Consider the following 16,789-nt stretch of genomic DNA (forward strand, 5'->3'; position numbering starts at 1 on the left):
GGGATCCGACCCCTTGCCAGATGCCGACCGGGGTCGGATCCCGCGCAGCGGGCTCTGACCCCAACCGGTTCCCAGCTTCAATCCGGAATCGGCAGGCTCAGCGTCTCCTTCACCTCTTCCATCACGATGTAGCTCTTCGACTCACGTACATGCGGCAGTGTAAGCAACGTGCTGCCGAGCAGCTTGCGGTAGGAAGCCATTTCACTGATCCGTGCTTTCAGCAGGTAATCGAAGTCGCCCGACACCAGGTGGCACTCCAGCACGTTGGGCAGCTTCAGCGCGGCGCGCCGGAATTCCTCGAAGATGTCGCTGGACTTGTAGGCCAGGCTGATCTCCACGAACACCAGCAGGCTGGCCTTTACCGCGGCCGGGTCGAGGTGGGCGTGATAGCCGGTGATTACCCCTTCGCGTTCCAGGCGGCGCACCCGCTCGGTGCACGGGGTGGTCGACAGGCCGACCCGCTCGCCCAGCTCGGTGAAGGAGATGCGGCCTTCGGCCTGCAGGATGCGCAGGATCTTGCGGTCGATCTTGTCCAGTTCGCGGGTACGGGTGGCCATGGCCGTCAACCTTGGGGAATGAATTGCAGGAGAACATCCTGCCGGTTGATTTCAATTCAGGCAAATCAACTGGTATTGGCTGTCTATACTTCCCCAATTATGGCCCCGGCACGCTCCAGTGCAGGGAATGATCGGGTTGGAGAAGTCCCATGCGAGTCCTAGTTCTCGGCAGCGGCGTGATCGGCACTACCAGTGCCTGGTACCTGCGACAGGCCGGGTTTGAAGTCACGGTCATCGACCGCCAGCCCGGCCCGGCGCTGGAGACCAGCTTCGCCAATGCCGGCCAGCTGTCATTCGGCTACACCTCGCCGTGGGCGGCGCCGGGCGTGCCGAAGAAGGCGATCGGCTGGCTGTTCGAGAAGCACGCGCCGCTGGCGATCAAGCCGGGCATGGACCTGGCCCAGTACCGCTGGCTGTGGCAGATGTTGCGCAACTGTACCCACGAGCGTTATGCGATCAACAAGGCGCGCATGGTGCGCATGTCCGAGTACAGCCGCGACTGCCTGAACGAGCTGCGCGCGCAGATCGGCATTGAATTTGAAGGCCGCGACCTGGGCACCACCCAGTTGTTCCGCACCCAGCAGCAGCTGGATGCCTCGGCGCAGGACATCGAGATCCTGGCCCAGTACGGCGTGCCGTACGAGGTGCTGGACCGGGCCGGCATCATCCAGGCCGAACCGGCCCTGGCCCACGTCGATGGCCTGGTCGGCGCGCTGCGCCTGCCGCGTGACCAGACCGGCGACTGCCAACTGTTCACCCGCCGCCTGGCGCAGATGTGCGTGGATGCCGGCGTTGAATTCCGCTTCGACCAGGACATTACCGGCCTGGAGTTCGATGGCGACCGCATCACCGGCGTGCGCATCGACGGCAAGCTGGAAACCGCCGACCGCTTCGTGGTTGCGCTCGGCAGCTACTCACCGGCGCTGGTCGCACCGCTGGGCATGCGCCTGCCGGTGTACCCGCTGAAGGGTTACTCGCTGACCCTGCCGATCACCGACCCGGCGATGGCGCCGACCTCGACCATCCTCGATGAGAGCTACAAGGTGGCGGTGACCCGCTTCGACGACCGCATCCGTGTCGGCGGCATGGCCGAGGTGGCCGGCTTCGACCTGTCGCTGTCGCAGCGCCGCCGCGAGACCCTGGAACTGGTGGTCCGTGACCTCTACCCGAAGGGCGGCGACCTGTCGCGCGCGCAGTTCTGGACCGGCCTGCGCCCGGCTACGCCGGACGGTACGCCGGTGATCGGCGCCACGCCGTTCCGCAACCTGTACCTCAACACCGGCCACGGCACGCTGGGCTGGACCATGGCCTGCGGCTCGGGCCGCTACCTGGCCGACCTGATGAGCGCGCGACAGCCGCAGATCAGCACCGAAGGCCTGGATATTTTCCGCTACGGCCAGTACGGTCACGCGCCGCAACACGAGAACCGCACATGCGTCCTGCCCGCGCGCTGATCGATCTGGGCGCCCTGCGCAGCAACTACCGGCTCGCGCGTGAACTGGGCGGTGGCAAGGCCCTGGCGATCATCAAGGCCGATGCCTATGGGCACGGCGCGGTGCGCTGTGCGCAGGCGCTGGAAGGCGAGGCCGATGGATTCGGCGTGGCCACCATCGAAGAGGCACTGGAGCTGCGCCAGGCCGGCATCCGTGCGCCGATCCTGCTGCTGGAAGGCATCTTCGAGCCCAGCGACATGGCGCTGGTGGCCGAGCATGACTTCTGGTTCGCCGTCGGTTCGCCGTGGCAAGTGGAGGCACTGGCGGCGTTCGACAGCCCGCGCCCGTTGACGGTGTGGCTGAAGCTGGACAGCGGCATGCACCGCCTCGGCCTGGACGTGGACAGCTTCCGCGCGGCGCATGCACGCCTGTCGGCGCTGCCGCAGGTCGAGCGCATCGTGCTGATGACCCACCTGGCACGTGCCGACGAACTGGACAGCGAGCGCACCCGCGAGCAGGCCGCGACCTTCGCGCGCGCCATCGACGGCCTGCACGGCGAGACCAGCGTGTGCAATTCGCCTGCGCTGCTGGGCTGGCCAGAGGTGCGCAGCGATTGGGTGCGGCCCGGCCTGATGCTGTACGGCGCCAACCCGCTGCCGGACAGCACCGCGCTGACCGCGCGCCTGCGCCCGGTGATGACGATGCAGTCCAAGGTGATCGCCGAGCGCTGGATCGAAGCCGGTGAACCGGTGGGGTATGGCGCGCGCTTCGTGGCCAAGGCGCGCACCCGCGTAGGCGTGGTTGGACTCGGCTATGCCGACGGTTACCCGCAGTTTGCACCGAATGGCACCCCGGTGCTGATCGACGGCCAGCCCGGTGCGCTGATCGGGCGCGTGTCGATGGACATGCTGACGGTGGACCTGACCGCGCATCCGCAGGCCGGCATCGGCAGCGTGGTGGAGCTGTGGGGCTCCGCGCCGACGCTGTCGGAGCTGGCGCCGCGCTGTGGCGTGAGTGCCTACCAGCTGCCGTGCGCGGTCAAGCGCGTGGCGAAGCTGTACGTGTAGAGCCGAGCCCACGCTCGGCTTCAGTAGCAGCCTATCTTGGTTGGCGCTGTGAATGCGTGTCGACCAAGGTCGACACCTACCGATGGACCTACCGTGCTGCGGTGGCCTGCGCTGTCAGCTGCCGCTTCACCCAGTCGTCGATCAGGCGCTTCTCGTAGCGCAGTGGATCGCTGTCGCTCTTCAGGCCGATGTTGTGCAGGTAGCCGGTATCGCTCAGGCGCGCGTCGCCCTCGCTGATGATGCGGCCGCTGGCGTCCTTCAGCGTGTACTGCAGGCTGATCCGCGGTGGGTAGATGTCGCGCATGATCCGGATGTCGCGGCCGCGCGGGCCGTGCCACGGCTCGTAGTCACCGGCGCGCTTGATGTCGACCAGGGTCACATCAAGCGTCTGTCCCGGTTGCAGCGGTTTGGCGGCAGCGGTCTGCAGGTAGCGTGCCAGCTGCTGCACCCAGTCGCCACGCTCGGCTTCGAAGCGGTTGGTACTCTGGCGGATCTCGGTGAATTTGGCCGGATCGTCCCACTTCACGCTGACCGGGCCATCGGCCTGCAATGCGCGGGGAGCTTCCGGGTCGGTCACGGTGCGCGGTGCCGCACTGGCGCCGCCCGCCGCCAGGGCGCCTGCCAACAGGGCAATCGCGAGTGAGCGTTTCATCACGGTCTCCTGCGTCCCCTCGATGGGGGCGATGTTGATCACAGATCGAGTGTGATCCTGCTTCCCGGTATCGGCAATGGCCGCATGCGTCGTCTGCAAGAGCGGTTGCCGCCAATTCATCGACGTCAACCATGACTGACGGCGCTTGACGCTGTGAATACGCCCTTTGGAAGATGCTGTGCCTCCAACCTGGCCTGCACAGACACCCTTGTCCACACTGCCGCCCCTCGTGGAGCGCCCACCGATGACGGTGCCGGCGCCCGAACCCGACCTGCATCATGGCGTGCTTGAGCGCATCAACGCCGGTTTCTGCGTGATCCAGGTGCTGTTCGAGGGTGATCGTGCGGTCGACTACCGCTTCATCGAGGTCAACGATGCCTTCGAGCGCCACACAGGGCTGAAGGATGCGCGTGGAAAGCGCATGACGGCGCTGGAGCCCGGCCATGAGCAGGACTGGTTCCGCATCTATGGCGAGGTCGCACGCAGCGGCCGCCCGGCCCAGTTCGAGATGGAGGCGCGTGCGCTGGGCCGCTCGTTCGCGGTGGATGCGGTGCGCGTGGGCCGGCCGGGCGAGGACAAGGTCGGCATCCTGTTCTTCGACATCACCGCACGCAAGCAGATGGAAGTGGAGCTGGGCGAAAGCGAAGCCCGCTTCAGCGCGCTGGCCGATGGCCTGCCGATGCCGGTGTGGGTGCTGGACGAGCGCGGCCATGCCCGTTTCGTCAACAGTGCCTTCAGCGAGTTCTTCGGCGGTGACGAGACGCGCGTGCCGGAGGACGTCTGGCGCGGCCTGGTGCATCCGGACGACGCATCGGTCTTCGAGTACGAACTGCAGGAAGCATTGAAGGCGCAGCGCTCGATGCACGCGCTGGTGCGCGCACGCCGTGCCGATGGCCAGTGGCGCTGGCTGGAGATGAACGCCCGCCCGCGCTTCTCGCGCATGGGCCGCTTCATCGGCCTGGCCGGCAGCAGCCCGGACGTGACCGAACGCCGCGAGATCGAGCTGGCCCGCGAGGAACTGCTGCAGTCCGAGCGTGCCGCGCGCAGTGCTGCGGAAAACATGGCGCGGCTGAAGGATGAATTCCTGGCCACGCTGTCGCATGAGCTGCGTACGCCGTTGACCACCATCCTCGGCTGGAGCGAACTGCTGCTGCAGCGCGTGGACAACACCAGTCCGCTGTACAAGGGCCTGAACGTGATCGCCAACAGCGCCGGTGCGCAGAAGCGGCTGATCTCGGACATGCTCGACCTCAGCAGCATGCTGCTGGGCAAGGTGCAGCTGGAGGTGGAAGTGCTGGACCTGTGCGCGGTGCTGGGTGAGGCGATCGGCGCGCAGGAACTGGTGGCCGAAGGCAAGGCGCTGGACGTGCACCTGCAGCTGCCCACGCAACCCAGCCTGGTGCTGGGCGACGCCACGCGCCTGCAGCAGGTGTTCTGGAACCTGCTCTCGAACGCGATCAAGTTCACCCCGGCTGAAGGCCGCATCGACCTGCAGCTGCGGGCCGACGGCAACTACTGGGAGATCACCGTGCGTGACAGCGGTGATGGCATCGCACCCGAATTCCTCAATCATCTGTTCAGCCGCTTCCGCCAGGCCGACGGCACCACCACCCGCCGCCATGGCGGCCTGGGCCTGGGCCTTGCGATCGTGCAGCAGCTGGTCGAATTGCATGGTGGCACGGTCACTGCGGCCAGCGAGGGCCACGGCCACGGCGCGACCTTCACCGTGCGCCTACCCCAGCATGTTCCCGATGCCGAACGGCGGCCGCTGCGCGAAGTGATCAGCGGGCCGATCCTGGAGCCGGTGATCGTCGAGCCGTATCCGCTGCGCGGCATGCATGTGCTGGCGGTGGAAGACCAGCCGGAAGTGCTGGAGTACTTGCGGCGCATGCTGGAAGAGCAGGGCGCCAGCGTGTCTGCGGCCAGTTCGGCCGGCGAAGCGCTGGCACTGCTGGCCGACACCGGCCACCTGCAATACCACGTGCTGCTGACCGACATCGGCATGCCGGGCATGGATGGCTATGGGCTGGTGCGCACCTTGCGCGAGGACATGGGCGTGGATGCGGCGACCTTGCCTGCGGTGGCGGTGACTGCACTGGCGCGTGCCGACGACCGTCGCCGCGCGCTGGCCTCGGGCTTCCAGGAGCATGTGGCCAAGCCGTACTCGGTGGCGCAGCTGGTGGCTGCCGTGCGCAAGGTGCAGGTGCCGCGCGCGGACAGCGCGCTGCACTGAACATTCACGGCCGATCGGCGACCCTGCAGTCAGGAGGTCGCCGATGTCCCGTATAGCTCCACGTATCCACACCGATCCGGCGCAGATTGCGCGCCTGGAAGCCCTGCTGCCGCAGCTGGATGGCGAAACGCAGGTGGAACTGATTCTGCACGATGGCCGCCGCCTGCTCGGCACGGTGGCGGTGAGGCCAACCGTGCAGCAATACCGCAACGAGGCCGGCGACGAAGGCAGCAACGGCCAGTTGCGCCTGGATGACTACGACACGCCGGTGCAGCAGCACCACGTGTGGCTGGATGAAATCGCCAGCATCAACCGCCTGCCACCCAAGGCGCCTTGATCGGATGTAGAGCCGAGCCCACGCTCGGCTGCACCGTCGCCCGAGCGTGGGCTCGGGCGCTACCGGTGTGTCAATGCTCGAACAACGTCGGCGTCGCCTCGAATCGGCGTGCGTACGCCCGCTCCTCTGCAACCCTCGCCACCTCGTCATCGGCCAGGTCCGGTGCCCCATAGACGGCGTAGGCAACGCTGCCGTCGGCACCATGACCGATCTGATGCAGCCGGTAGCGCGAGTGGCCGCCGCCGGTGTCCTCGGGGTAGTGCACGGGCGGATGGCTGCCTTCCAGGTCCATTTCACTGTTGTCGACCACGCCACCGACGAACAAGGCTCGCATGCAGGTTCTCCTGGGTTTTCGGGGGGAGCCTCTACCCTGAACGTTTCAATGTTTCTGGCGGATCAAGGCCCCGTTCGGGTTTCGCAAAGCGGGCCGCCGGGGCCGGCCCGGCCAAGCCGGTACAATGGACGGCCCTCACGCTTGAAGTACCCGCGCCGATGGCCTCCAGCGACGACGCCCCCCTGCAGACCCTGCTCCTGCCGTTCTCCCAAGGCGCCCTGCGCTGGCCGGAGGGCCCGGTGGCCTTCCTGCGTGCCCGCGATGGCTGGCCATTGCGCGAAGTGGCCGGCGATCGCGAGGTGCATTGCGAACAGAGCTTCGCCCCGTTCGCGCAACCGCTGCAGCAGGCTGCCGGTTGGACCGTCAGCGGGCAGCTGGATGACGCGGCCGGCAAGGGCCGCTACCCGTTGGTGCTGGTGCTGCCGCCGCGCCAGCGCGAAGAAGCCCGTGCGCTGTTCGCCCGTGCGCTGGCGCTGGTCGCCGACGGCGGCCGCATCGTTGCCTGCCAGTCCAACAACGAAGGTGCGCGTTCGGGCGAGGGCGACCTCAAGCAGTTGGCCGGCCTCGGTGGCTGCCTGACCAAGAACCACTGCCGCGTGTACTGGACCGCCCCGCTGCAGGGCCAGCACGACGTTGACCTGGCCAAGCGCTGGTCGGCGCTGGATGCGGTGCGCCCGATCGTGGGCGGTCGCTTCCTCAGCCGCCCGGGCGTGTTCGCCTGGGATCGCATCGATCCGGCGTCGGCGCTGCTGGCCGAGCACCTGCCGGCCGACCTGGCCGGGCGTGCCGCCGACCTCGGCGCCGGCTATGGCTACCTGTCGCGCGAGCTGCTGGAGCGCTGCCCGAAGATCACCGCGCTGGACCTGTACGAGGCCGAGCAGCGCGCACTGGCGCTGGCCGAGCTCAATCTGGCGCCGCCACCGCGCCCGCTGCCGCTGCGCTTCCTGTGGCAGGACGTCACCGCCGGCATCGAGCCGGGCTACGACGTCATCATCAGCAACCCGCCGTTCCACACGCCGTCGCGCGCTGACCGCCCGGACATCGGCCAGCGCTTCATCGCCGTGGCTGCGCAGGCATTGCGCCCGGGCGGGCGCCTGTACGTGGTGGCCAACCGCCACCTGCCTTACGAGCACACCCTCAACGACAGCTTTGGCGCGGTGCGCGTGGTCGCCGAGCGCGACGGTTTCAAGCTGGTGGAAGCAGTGAAGGGGAAGGGCAAGTGAAGCTGGTCAAGCACATCGCCAACCTGGGCTATGGCAGCCGCAAGCAGGTGCAATGGATGTTCCGCGAAGGCCGCGTCACCGACGCCGATGGCGAGGTGCTGTATGCCGACGACCAGGTGCCGCATGACGCCATCCGGGTCGATGGCGAGCCGCTGGACCCACCGCCGGGGCTGTCGATCGCGCTGCACAAGCCGGCCGGCTACACCTGTTCGACCAAGGACACCGGGCGCCTGATCTACGACCTGCTGCCGCCGCGCTTCCGTGACCGCGATCCGGTGCTGTCCACGGTCGGCCGCCTCGACCGCGAGACCAGTGGCCTGCTGTTGCTGACCGACGATGGTGGCCTGCTGCACCGGATCATCTCGCCGAAGTCGAAGCTGCCGAAAGTCTATGAGGTCGAGTTGAGCGAGGACCTGCGCGGCGACGAGGTGGCGCTGTTCGCCAGCGGCACGCTGATGCTGGAATCGGAGAAGACGCCCCTGCTGCCGGCTGAACTGGAGGTGCTGGATGCGCGCCGTGCGCGGCTGGTGCTGCACGAAGGTCGCTACCATCAGGTACGCCGCATGTTCGCCGCCACCGGCAACCACGTGCAGGCCCTGCATCGCAGCCGCGTCGGCGGGCTGGACCTGCAGGGGCTGGACGAGGGGCAATGGCGGCAGCTCACTTCCACCGACCTGGATACGCTGTTCGCTTCATGACCAACATTGCTGCGCTGCCGTTCCTCCCCGACGCCGTCATCTTCGACATGGACGGCCTGATGATCGACAGCGAGCGCGTTTCGCTGGCCTGCTGGAGCGAGGCGGCCGACGCATTCGGGCTGGGCCTGGACGAGGCGGTGTTCCTGCGCATGGTCGGCCTCGGCGACCGCGATTCGCACGCGCTGCTGCGTGCGCAGGGGATCGAGGACAGCATGATCGAGGCGGTGGCTGCACGCTGCCATGAGCTGTACGAAGCACGCACCCAGACCGGCCTGCCGCTGCGGCCGGGCATCCTGGAACTGCTGGAGCTGTTGAAGGCGCACGCGGTACCGCGTGCGGTGGCCACCACCACGCGGCAGCCGCGGGCCAACCGCAAGCTGACGGCCGCTGGCCTGCTGCCGTACTTCGATGCGGTGATCACCAGTGGCGACGTGGCGCGGCCGAAACCGGCGCCGGATATCTACCTGCTGGCTGCGCAGCGGCTGGGCCAGGCCCCGGAACGCTGCCTGGCGCTGGAAGACTCACCGGCCGGTACGCGCGCAGCATTGGCGGCCGGCATGACCGTGATCCAGGTGCCGGACCTGGTGCATCCTGATGAAGAGCTGCGCGCACTGGGCCACCGCATCGTTGGGTCCCTGGTGGACGCGCACGCGCTGCTGCTGCCGTTGCTGCCGAAGTAAGGTGGGTGCCGACCGTTGGCCGGCACTGAGCCGAGCATGGCTCGGCTCTACATCTATTGGTGGGTGCCGACCGTTGGTCGGCACACCTGCCCCCATCACACCCGTCCGAACACCAACGCGGCGTTTGTGCCACCGAAGCCGAAGCTGTTGGACATCACCGTATCCAGTTTCTGCTCGCGGCTCTCGCGCAGGATCGGGAAGCTCTCCACCTTCGGGTCCAGCTCGCCGATGTTGGCCGAACCGGCAACGAAGCCATCGCGCATCATCAGCAGGCAGTAGATCGCCTCGTGCACGCTGGCTGCACCGAGCGAGTGCCCGGACAACGCCTTGGTCGAAGACAGCGGCGGCACTGCATCGCCGAACACTTCGCGGATCGCGTTGAGCTCGGTGACATCGCCCAGCGGGGTCGAGGTGCCGTGGGTGTTCAGGTAGTCCAGTGGGCGATCGACACCCTGCAGCGCCATCTTCATGCAGCGCACCGCACCTTCGCCGGAGGGCGCCACCATGTCGGCACCGTCGGAGGTGACGCCATAGCCGATCAGCTCGGCATGGATGTGGGCACCGCGTGCGACGGCGTGGTCGTAATCCTCCAGCACCAGCATGCCGCCACCACCGGCAATGACGAAGCCGTCGCGGTCCTTGTCGTACGGGCGCGAGGCGCTGGCCGGGGTTTCGTTGAAGCTGGTCGACAGGGCACCCATCGCATCGAACATCACACTCATCGACCAGTGCAGGTCTTCGCCACCGCCGGCGAACATGATGTCCTGCGCACCGTGCCGGATCATGTCCGCAGCGGCGCCGATGCAATGCGCCGAGGTCGCGCAGGCAGCCGACAGCGAGTAGCTGACGCCCTTGATCTGGTAGGCCGTGGCCAGGCAGGCCGAGACCGTCGAGCACATCGTGCGCGGCACCATGTATGGGCCGACCTTGCGCACGCCACGTTCGCGCAGCAGGTCGACGGCACCGATCTGCCATTCGCTGGAGCCGCCACCGGAACCGGCGATCAGGCCGGTGCGCAGGCTGCTGACCTGCTCGGGGCTGAGCCCGGCATCGGCGATGGCATCGCGCATGGCCAGGTAGGCGAAGGCCGCCGCGTCGCTCATGAAGCGCTTCTGCTTGCGGTCGATCAAGGCGTCCAGGTCGAGGTCGACGCGGCCTCCGACCTGGCTGCGCAGGCCTGCTTCGGCGTGGTCGGCCAGGGCGGTGATGCCCGAGCGTCCTTCACGCAGCGCGGCCGAAACGGTATCCAGATCATTGCCGAGGCAGGACGTGATGCCCATGCCGGTGATGACGACGCGACGCATCAGAAGCTCCCGGTTTCGGTGAACAGGCCGACGCGCAGGTCGCGCGCGCTGTAGATTTCGCGGTCGTCCACGTACATGCGGGCGTCCGACTGGGCCATCACCAGCTTGCGGTTGATGACCCGGCTGATGTCGATCTCGTAGCGTACGAGCTTGGCGTCCGGCAGTACCTGGCCGGTGAACTTCACCTCGCCACAGCCCAGCGCGCGGCCCTTGCCGGGCGCACCCAGCCAGGTCAGGAAGAAGCCGGTCAGCTGCCACATGGCATCCAGGCCCAGGCAGCCTGGCATCACCGGATCGCCGATGAAGTGGCAGCCGAAGAACCACAGGTCCGGGCGGATATCCAGTTCGGCGCGTACCATGCCCTTGCCATGCGGTCCGCCGTCCTCGCGGATGTCGGTGATGCGGTCGAACATCAGCATCGGGTCGTTGGGCAAACGGCCGGCGGCGGTGCCGAACAGTTCACCGCGTGCGCTGGCCAGCAGCTGTTCGCGGTTGAACGCGTGGAGACGGGTCATGAAGCACAATCCTGGAAGCGGAGAACAGGGAAACAAGCGCCCGAGAATGCCCGTGGAAACTGTCCCGATCAAACATTTCAACCGTACGCAACCGTAGTGTTTTCAAGGGAATACGCGCATCCTGTTGATGTGCAACGACCATACTTCGGCGTGTGGCCCACCCGGCCCGGCCCCGCCTTTTCCACCTGACATGACCCGACTGCGCAAGATCATCCACGTTGACATGGACGCGTTCTACGCGTCGGTGGAGCAGCGCGACGATCCGTCACTGCGCGGCAAGCCGGTGGTTGTGGCATGGCGCGGCGCACGCTCGGTGGTGTGCGCGGCATCGTACGAAGCACGCGTGTTCGGTGTGCGTTCGGCCATGCCGGCAGTGCGGGCCGAACGCCTGTGCCCGGATGCGATCTTCGTGCCGCCCGACTTCGCACGTTACAAGGCGGTGTCACGCCAGGTGCGCGAGATCTTCCTGCGCCACACCGACCTGGTTGAACCGTTGTCACTGGATGAAGCCTACCTGGACGTGACCGAGCCGAAGAGCGGCATCGAACTGGCTACCGATATCGCCCGTACCATCCGCATGCAGATCCGTGAGGAGACGAACCTGACTGCTTCAGCCGGGATCGCGCCGAACAAGTTCCTGGCCAAGATCGCCTCGGACTGGCGCAAGCCCGATGGCCAGTTCGTGATTCCGCCGCAGCGGGTGGACGCCTTCCTGCTGCCGTTGCCGGTGAGCCGGGTGCCTGGCGTCGGCAAGGTGATGGAAGGCAAGCTGGCCGCGCGCGGCATCGCCACCTGCGGCGACCTGCGGCAGTGGGCACTGATCGATCTGGAAGAAGCGTTCGGCAGTTTCGGCCGCAGCCTGTACAACCGCGCACGCGGCATCGACGAGCGGCCGGTGGAACCGGACCAGCAGGTGCAGTCGATTTCCTCGGAGGACACCTTCGCCGAAGACCTGCTGCTGGAAGACCTGGGCGAGGCGATCGTGCAGCTGGCGGAGAAGACCTGGAATGCCACACGCAAGACCGAACGTGTCGGCCATACCGTGGTGCTGAAGTTGAAAACCGCGCAGTTCCGCATTCTCACCCGCAGCTTCACCCCGGAACGTCCGCCGGAGTCGATGGAAGAACTGCGCGACATCGCACTGGCCCTGCGCGCCCGCGTCGACCTGCCGGCCGAGACGCGCTACCGCCTGGTCGGCGTCGGGCTGGGTGGCTTCCGCGAAAAGGAACCGGTGGTGCAGGGGGAGTTGTTCGAGCACGGACCAAACGAGTCCACATCCCTCTGATCGGCAAAGGCGGGGTCAGAGCCCGTTGCGCAGCAACGGGATCCGACCCCGGCAGATTGCCGAGATCTGTCGAAGGCGGGGCGGGTCAACCGGACCCACCTCGCCATCCCACGGATAGCCAGCTGTTGCTGTTGCTGTTGCTTCGGCTGTTGCCGTTGCATTGGGCAGGTGCAGGGCGCAGCCCTGCAGAAAAACCCCTACCTCGTGGCCACTGCATCTCGCCCTTGGCCACCTTTGCACTCAGCTCCAGCGACGCCACGCCGGCCAGCGTCGGGTAGCGCGCCTGCATCGCCTTCACCAGTGCCGCGCTGTCCTTGGCATTGGCCGCCTCGGCGTCGAACGCGCGGATGTAGTCCGCGGTGAAGCGCAGCGCACTGGCATCCAGCGCCGCACCCGGCGCGTAATGCCCCGGCACCACCACCTTCGGCTTCAGTGCCTGCAATCGCTGCAGGGTCTGCAGCCAGTCAGTGTGCGACTTCGGCGTCTGTGTGTCGGCCATCCACACGTGCTCGCCGGCCACCACCGGAATGCCGCCGACGATCGCGCGCAGCGATGGTACCCACAGCACCGTGCGGTCCGGGGTCGGGCCATCCAGGCCGATCAGCGGCAGGCGCTGGCCTTCCAGCTGCAGGGCATCGCCGTCCAGCACCTGCGGCACCACGATGCGCGCGGGCACGTCGGCACCCATCTTCGGTCCCCAGTAGGCCAGCTTGCCGGCCCGGGTCTGCTGGATGTGGTCGACGGTCTGCGCAGTGGCGACGATGCGTGCCTGCGGGAAGGCATCCTGCAGGGTGGCCAGGCCGAAGTAGTAGTCCGGATCGCCGTGGCTGATGTAGATCGTGGTCAGCTGCTTGCCACTGGCGCGGATCAGTTCGACCAGCTTGCGTGCGTCGCTGGCGCCGAACTGCGCGTTGACCAGGATCGCGTCATGGCGGCCTTCGATCAGTACCGAGGATACCGAGAACATCGCCTGCGGGCCGGGATGGAAGGTCTGCAGGTGCAGTTGTGATTTCGTCGCGGTGGCCGGCGCCGCGGTGGCCGGTGCGGCCAGCAGCGGCGCACTGGTGAACGTGGCGGCCAGGGCGAGGGGAAGCAGCAGGGCAGCGGCGCGCATGGGGAATTCCTTGTGTAGAGCCGGGCCAATGCCCGGCTGCATGTTCGCGTAGAGCCGAGCGCGGGCTTGGCTCTACAAGGGGCGTAGCTGGATCAGTACGCGGCGGTGATGATCTGCTTCGGGTAAGCGTGCGCTTCCAGCTCGGCGACGAACGCGGCGCCGTAGTCGGCATAGCTGATGCGGCTGTGGCCGCTGGCGTCGGCCAGGAAGGCCTTGGGCTGCACACGGTACTGGCCGCGCTCTTCGCCCGGGCCGATTTCGGCGGCCGGCGAGAAGAAGGTCCAGTCCAGGTCGTCCACTGCCTGCAGGCGATTGAAGGCTTCACGATGGGCCAGCGCGTACGGCTTGTAGGCTTCCGGGAAGGTGGGGGTATCGACCAGCTGCACGCCCGGCGCGACTTCCAGGCTGCCAGCGCCACCCACCACCACCAGGCGCGGTACGCCGGCCTTGCGCGCGGCGGCCGCCAGCTGCGCGGCGATCTCGCCCACGCGGCCGATGTCGTCGCCCGGGCGCGGGCCGTAGGCGCTGGCCAGTACGTCGTGGCCCGCGATGGCGGCGACCAGCGCGTCCTGGTCATCCAGCGAGGCGATCACCGGATGGGCGCCGGCCAGTTCGGCCGGGAGGTCCTGCGCGCTGCGCACGATGACGGTGAGTTCGTGGCCGTGGGCCAGCGCGTGGCGGGCGATCTGGCGGCCGATGTTGCCGGTGGAACCAACGAGGGCGATCTTCATGGCAGGACTCCGTGGGGCGATGTGGGCTGGGAATGGGGCCACTCTAGGCTGCTGCAGTCGCTCGAAAAACAGCGTATAACGCGCTTGTTTGTTGCGTGGATCGAGCATATGGACCGATTGACCGCCATGACCGTGTTTGTCGAGGTGGCCGAGCGCGGCAGCCTCACCGCCGCCGCGGAAGTGCTGGACATGTCGCGGGCGATGGTCAGCCGCTACCTGGCCGAGGTCGAGGGCTGGCTGGGTGCACGCCTGCTGCACCGGACCACGCGCCGGGTCAGCCTGACCGGCCCGGGCGAGGCGGCGTTGGCGCGCTTCCGGCAGATGCTGGCGATCGGCGAAGAACTGCAGGGCGAGCTGGCCAGTGATGATCCCGAGCCGCACGGTACGCTGCGCGTGACCGCCAGCGTGTCGTTCGGGCAGAGCCACCTGGCACGGGCGGTGGCCGGTTTCGTCGCGCGCCATCCGGCGGCGCGCATCGAGCTGCTGCTGGTCGACCGCACGGTGAACCTGGTCGAGGAGCGCGTGGACCTGGCCGTGCGCATCGCGCGCCAGATCGACCCCAGCCTGATCGCGCGGCGGCTGGCCACCTGCCGCTCGGTGCTGTGCGCGACGCCGTCGTACCTGCAGGCGCGTGGCACGCCGACCGCGCCGGAGCACCTGGCCGCGCACAACTGCCTGACCCACCACTACGTCGGCAAGAGCCTGTGGCAGCTTCACCGCGATGGCCGTTCGCTGTCGGTGGCGGTGGGCGGCAACATCAGCGCCAACGATGCCTCGCTGCTGCTGGAGGCGGTACGCGCCGGTGCCGGGATCGCCATGCTGCCGACCTACCAGGTGGCGCCACTGCTGCGCAGCGGCGAGCTGATCGAACTGCTGCCCGGATTCAGTCTGGACGAGCTCGGCATTCATGCCGTGTACGCGTCACGGCGCCAGCAGCCCGCTATCATGCGGCGATTCCTGGATTACCTGGCCGAGTGTTTCGCCAGCCCGGCCTTCCAGGATCTGGATTGGCGCCCACCGGGCAAGGAGAACACATGAACCATGGACAGGCCTTGATCGACCACAACCGTGCTGCCTGGGACCGCCAGGCCAGCGAAGTGCGCGAATGGTCGCGCCCGGTGGAGAGTTCAACCATTGCCGCCGCGCGCGAAGGCCGCTGGCAGGTGCACCTGACCCCACGCGCGCTGCCACTGGACTGGCTGGGCGACGTGCGCGGCCGTCGCATCCTGTGCCTGGCTTCGGGCGGCGGCCAGCAGGCACCCGTGCTGGCCGCTGCGGGCGCCGACGTCACCGTGTTCGACCTGTCCGACGGGCAGCTGGAACAGGACCGCAGGGTCGCTGCGCGCGACGGCCTGCAGCTGCGCACGGTGCAGGGCGACATGCGCGACCTGCACGTATTCGCCAATGACAGCTTCGACGTGGTGTTCCATCCGATCTCCAACCTGTACGTACCCGACGTGCGCCCGGTGTGGACCGAATGCCGCCGCGTGCTGGCGCGCGATGGCATGTTGATGGCCAGCTTCTACAACCCGGTGCTGTTCGTCGGTGCACGTGATCCGCAGCTGGATGCACAGGGTTTGATCCGGCCGCAGTACGCCATTCCCTATTCGGACCTGGAAGACCTGCCCGCCGCAGAGCGTGAGGCGAAACTCGCGCGCGGTGATGCGCTGACCTTTGGCCACAGCCTGACCGAACTGATCGGCGGGCAGCTGGATGCAGGCTTCGTGATTGATCGGTTCATGGAAGACTGGCAGCCGAAGCCACGCTTCCTGATCGACCGTTACCTGCCCACCTTTCTGGCCACCCGCGCACGCAGGATCGGCTGAGGCGGATCCCGGGGGAAAAGCGCGGCGTACAATGGACGGCCCCACGTTGTACAGGCGTCGTCCCTTGTCGTATCCCTATCCGCTGGTCGTATTCGATCTCGATGGCACGCTGGTCGACAGCGCAGCTGACATCGCCGAAGCGCTGAACCGCACGCTGGAAGCCATCGGCATGGCACGGGTGCCGGAAGCCACCGTGCTCGGCTGGATCGGCGACGGGGTGCGCCGCCTGGTCGAACAGGCCGTGCACGCCGCCGATCGTGAGGTCGACCTGGCCGAGGTCATGCCGGTGTTCATGGTGCACTACCGTGAATGCCTGCTGCGCAGCCCGCGCCTGTTCGATGGCGTGGCCGAGGCACTGGCGCAGCTGCGCGCGCGCGACGTGCCACTGGCGATCTGCACCAACAAGCCCGAAGCACTGGTGCCGCCGCTGCTGCAGCACCTGGGCATCGGTGATGCGTTCGCGCTGGTACTGGGCGGCGATTCACTGCCACAGCGCAAGCCCAGCGGTGAGCCGCTGCGGCATATCGCTGCGCACTTCGGGCTGCCGGTCGATGCCTGCCTGATGGTGGGTGACTCGCTGACCGACTACCGCGGGTTGGCCAAGCTGCGCAGCACCTACACCGACAAGCTGCCGGAGATGGTCAACCCGGACACCGGCCGGGTGCATACCAGTTACCACCAGTCCGGTGCCGACCTCATCAAGGTGAAACTGCAGCTGGGCAAGGTCGGCATCCTCGATGCCTTCGGCGACCACGTCTACAGCGGCCAGGACATGCCGAACACCAAGCCGCACCCGGACG

General features: G+C 67.5%; 17 protein-coding genes and 2 pseudogenes. 12 read left to right on the forward strand and 7 right to left on the reverse strand.

Going from position 1 to position 16,789, the window contains the following annotated elements; translation table 11 throughout:
- Positions 1-77 precede the first annotated feature (77 nt).
- Positions 78-557: a winged helix-turn-helix transcriptional regulator gene (locus ABGA94_RS19080; protein WP_065179274.1), complete on the reverse strand. Its 480-nt coding sequence runs from the start codon at positions 555-557 to the stop codon at positions 78-80.
- A gap of 149 nt (positions 558-706) precedes the next feature.
- Here ABGA94_RS19080 and ABGA94_RS19085 point away from each other — a divergent pair, with 149 nt between their 5' ends.
- Together ABGA94_RS19085 and alr are read left to right on the forward strand one after the other, a co-directional pair.
- Entirely contained in the window at positions 707-2,011 is a 1,305-nt protein-coding gene (locus ABGA94_RS19085) for a D-amino acid dehydrogenase (protein WP_005415120.1), read from the forward strand.
- Positions 1,990-3,057 carry an alanine racemase gene (alr, locus tag ABGA94_RS19090; RefSeq protein WP_375367931.1) on the forward strand — a complete coding sequence of 356 codons (1,068 nt, stop codon included), beginning with the start codon at positions 1,990-1,992 and terminating at the stop codon, positions 3,055-3,057. The genes ABGA94_RS19085 and alr overlap by 22 nt, the downstream gene beginning before the upstream one ends.
- Before the next feature lie 88 nt (positions 3,058-3,145).
- On the opposite strand, the gene ABGA94_RS19095 is transcribed toward alr, so the two are convergent.
- Positions 3,146-3,709, reverse strand: a complete 564-nt coding sequence (locus ABGA94_RS19095; RefSeq protein ID WP_032953886.1) for a DUF3016 domain-containing protein — start codon at positions 3,707-3,709, stop codon at positions 3,146-3,148.
- A gap of 244 nt (positions 3,710-3,953) precedes the next feature.
- Between ABGA94_RS19095 and ABGA94_RS19100 the strand changes: the two genes are divergently transcribed.
- Entirely contained in the window at positions 3,954-5,942 is a 1,989-nt protein-coding gene (locus tag ABGA94_RS19100) for an ATP-binding protein (protein WP_005415123.1), read from the forward strand.
- 43 nt (positions 5,943-5,985) lie between these two features.
- Positions 5,986-6,279 (forward strand): DUF3247 family protein, encoded by a 294-nt coding sequence (locus ABGA94_RS19105; protein WP_005415124.1) that lies wholly within the window; start codon positions 5,986-5,988, stop codon positions 6,277-6,279.
- A 70-nt stretch (positions 6,280-6,349) separates the two neighbouring features.
- Here the strand turns inward: ABGA94_RS19105 and ABGA94_RS19110 are convergent, their stop codons facing one another.
- Entirely contained in the window at positions 6,350-6,613 is a 264-nt protein-coding gene (locus ABGA94_RS19110) for a hypothetical protein (protein ID WP_005415125.1), read from the reverse strand.
- A 158-nt stretch (positions 6,614-6,771) separates the two neighbouring features.
- Between ABGA94_RS19110 and ABGA94_RS19115 the strand changes: the two genes are divergently transcribed.
- Genes ABGA94_RS19115 through ABGA94_RS19125 form a run of 3 tightly spaced genes read left to right on the forward strand, consistent with a single transcriptional unit; the run spans position 6,772 to position 9,214 of the window.
- Positions 6,772-7,836 (forward strand): class I SAM-dependent methyltransferase, encoded by a 1,065-nt coding sequence (locus ABGA94_RS19115; protein WP_053498052.1) that lies wholly within the window; start codon positions 6,772-6,774, stop codon positions 7,834-7,836.
- Positions 7,833-8,534, forward strand: a complete 702-nt coding sequence (locus ABGA94_RS19120; RefSeq protein WP_053498050.1) for a pseudouridine synthase — start codon at positions 7,833-7,835, stop codon at positions 8,532-8,534. The genes ABGA94_RS19115 and ABGA94_RS19120 overlap by 4 nt, the downstream gene beginning before the upstream one ends.
- A complete protein-coding gene (locus ABGA94_RS19125; RefSeq protein ID WP_095379322.1) occupies positions 8,531-9,214 on the forward strand; it encodes an HAD family phosphatase in 684 nt (227 codons plus the stop codon). Before ABGA94_RS19120 ends, ABGA94_RS19125 begins: the two co-directional genes overlap by 4 nt.
- A gap of 95 nt (positions 9,215-9,309) precedes the next feature.
- Here ABGA94_RS19125 and fabB read toward each other — a convergent pair whose 3' ends face one another.
- Together fabB and fabA are read right to left on the reverse strand one after the other, a co-directional pair.
- Positions 9,310-10,518: a beta-ketoacyl-ACP synthase I gene (gene fabB / locus ABGA94_RS19130; protein ID WP_005415129.1), complete on the reverse strand. Its 1,209-nt coding sequence runs from the start codon at positions 10,516-10,518 to the stop codon at positions 9,310-9,312.
- The gene (gene fabA, locus ABGA94_RS19135) at positions 10,518-11,033 is read right to left on the reverse strand and encodes a 3-hydroxyacyl-[acyl-carrier-protein] dehydratase FabA (protein ID WP_005415130.1); all 516 of its coding nucleotides are present in this window, start codon (positions 11,031-11,033) and stop codon (positions 10,518-10,520) included. The genes fabB and fabA overlap by 1 nt, the downstream gene beginning before the upstream one ends.
- Before the next feature lie 190 nt (positions 11,034-11,223).
- Between fabA and dinB the strand changes: the two genes are divergently transcribed.
- The gene (gene dinB, locus ABGA94_RS19140) at positions 11,224-12,318 is read left to right on the forward strand and encodes a DNA polymerase IV (RefSeq protein WP_188239209.1); all 1,095 of its coding nucleotides are present in this window, start codon (positions 11,224-11,226) and stop codon (positions 12,316-12,318) included.
- 205 nt (positions 12,319-12,523) lie between these two features.
- Here dinB and ABGA94_RS19145 read toward each other — a convergent pair.
- Positions 12,524-13,432: pseudogene (locus ABGA94_RS19145) on the reverse strand (MBL fold metallo-hydrolase); the annotation flags it as partial.
- A gap of 92 nt (positions 13,433-13,524) precedes the next feature.
- Entirely contained in the window at positions 13,525-14,163 is a 639-nt protein-coding gene (locus ABGA94_RS19150) for an NAD(P)-dependent oxidoreductase (protein ID WP_065179281.1), read from the reverse strand.
- A 108-nt stretch (positions 14,164-14,271) separates the two neighbouring features.
- Here ABGA94_RS19150 and ABGA94_RS19155 point away from each other — a divergent pair, with 108 nt between their 5' ends.
- The 4 genes and pseudogenes from ABGA94_RS19155 to ABGA94_RS19170 form a co-directional block, all read left to right on the forward strand.
- Positions 14,272-15,201, forward strand: coding sequence for a LysR family transcriptional regulator (locus ABGA94_RS19155; protein WP_111129494.1), 930 nt, complete (start codon positions 14,272-14,274; stop codon positions 15,199-15,201).
- Positions 15,198-15,989, forward strand: coding sequence for a class I SAM-dependent methyltransferase (locus ABGA94_RS19160; protein ID WP_005415136.1), 792 nt, complete (start codon positions 15,198-15,200; stop codon positions 15,987-15,989). The genes ABGA94_RS19155 and ABGA94_RS19160 overlap by 4 nt, the downstream gene beginning before the upstream one ends.
- 64 nt (positions 15,990-16,053) lie before the next feature.
- A pseudogene (locus ABGA94_RS19165) lies at positions 16,054-16,581 on the forward strand (HAD-IA family hydrolase); the annotation flags it as partial.
- Positions 16,555-16,789: DNA polymerase (locus tag ABGA94_RS19170; RefSeq protein ID WP_375367933.1), on the forward strand; the 235-nt coding region annotated here is incomplete at its 3' end. The pseudogene ABGA94_RS19165 and the gene ABGA94_RS19170, both read left to right, overlap by 27 nt.

The organism is Stenotrophomonas sp. 3diitr2024 (assembly GCF_042136455.1).
GTDB lineage: Bacteria > Pseudomonadota > Gammaproteobacteria > Xanthomonadales > Xanthomonadaceae > Stenotrophomonas > Stenotrophomonas sepilia.

What these genes read in the sequence shown, in the direction of transcription:
- ABGA94_RS19080 (WP_065179274.1), bottom strand. Translation starts at nt 557, where the DNA reads ATGGCCACCCGTACCCGCGAACTGGACAAGATCGACCGCAAGATCCTG.
- ABGA94_RS19085 (WP_005415120.1), top strand. Translation starts at nt 707, where the DNA reads ATGCGAGTCCTAGTTCTCGGCAGCGGCGTGATCGGCACTACCAGTGCC.
- alr (WP_375367931.1), top strand. Translation starts at nt 1,990, where the DNA reads ATGCGTCCTGCCCGCGCGCTGATCGATCTGGGCGCCCTGCGCAGCAAC.
- ABGA94_RS19095 (WP_032953886.1), bottom strand. Translation starts at nt 3,709, where the DNA reads ATGAAACGCTCACTCGCGATTGCCCTGTTGGCAGGCGCCCTGGCGGCG.
- ABGA94_RS19100 (WP_005415123.1), top strand. Translation starts at nt 3,954, where the DNA reads ATGACGGTGCCGGCGCCCGAACCCGACCTGCATCATGGCGTGCTTGAG.
- ABGA94_RS19105 (WP_005415124.1), top strand. Translation starts at nt 5,986, where the DNA reads ATGTCCCGTATAGCTCCACGTATCCACACCGATCCGGCGCAGATTGCG.
- ABGA94_RS19110 (WP_005415125.1), bottom strand. Translation starts at nt 6,613, where the DNA reads ATGCGAGCCTTGTTCGTCGGTGGCGTGGTCGACAACAGTGAAATGGAC.
- ABGA94_RS19115 (WP_053498052.1), top strand. Translation starts at nt 6,772, where the DNA reads ATGGCCTCCAGCGACGACGCCCCCCTGCAGACCCTGCTCCTGCCGTTC.
- ABGA94_RS19125 (WP_095379322.1), top strand. Translation starts at nt 8,531, where the DNA reads ATGACCAACATTGCTGCGCTGCCGTTCCTCCCCGACGCCGTCATCTTC.
- fabB (WP_005415129.1), bottom strand. Translation starts at nt 10,518, where the DNA reads ATGCGTCGCGTCGTCATCACCGGCATGGGCATCACGTCCTGCCTCGGC.
- fabA (WP_005415130.1), bottom strand. Translation starts at nt 11,033, where the DNA reads ATGACCCGTCTCCACGCGTTCAACCGCGAACAGCTGCTGGCCAGCGCA.
- dinB (WP_188239209.1), top strand. Translation starts at nt 11,224, where the DNA reads ATGACCCGACTGCGCAAGATCATCCACGTTGACATGGACGCGTTCTAC.
- ABGA94_RS19150 (WP_065179281.1), bottom strand. Translation starts at nt 14,163, where the DNA reads ATGAAGATCGCCCTCGTTGGTTCCACCGGCAACATCGGCCGCCAGATC.
- ABGA94_RS19155 (WP_111129494.1), top strand. Translation starts at nt 14,272, where the DNA reads ATGGACCGATTGACCGCCATGACCGTGTTTGTCGAGGTGGCCGAGCGC.
- ABGA94_RS19160 (WP_005415136.1), top strand. Translation starts at nt 15,198, where the DNA reads ATGAACCATGGACAGGCCTTGATCGACCACAACCGTGCTGCCTGGGAC.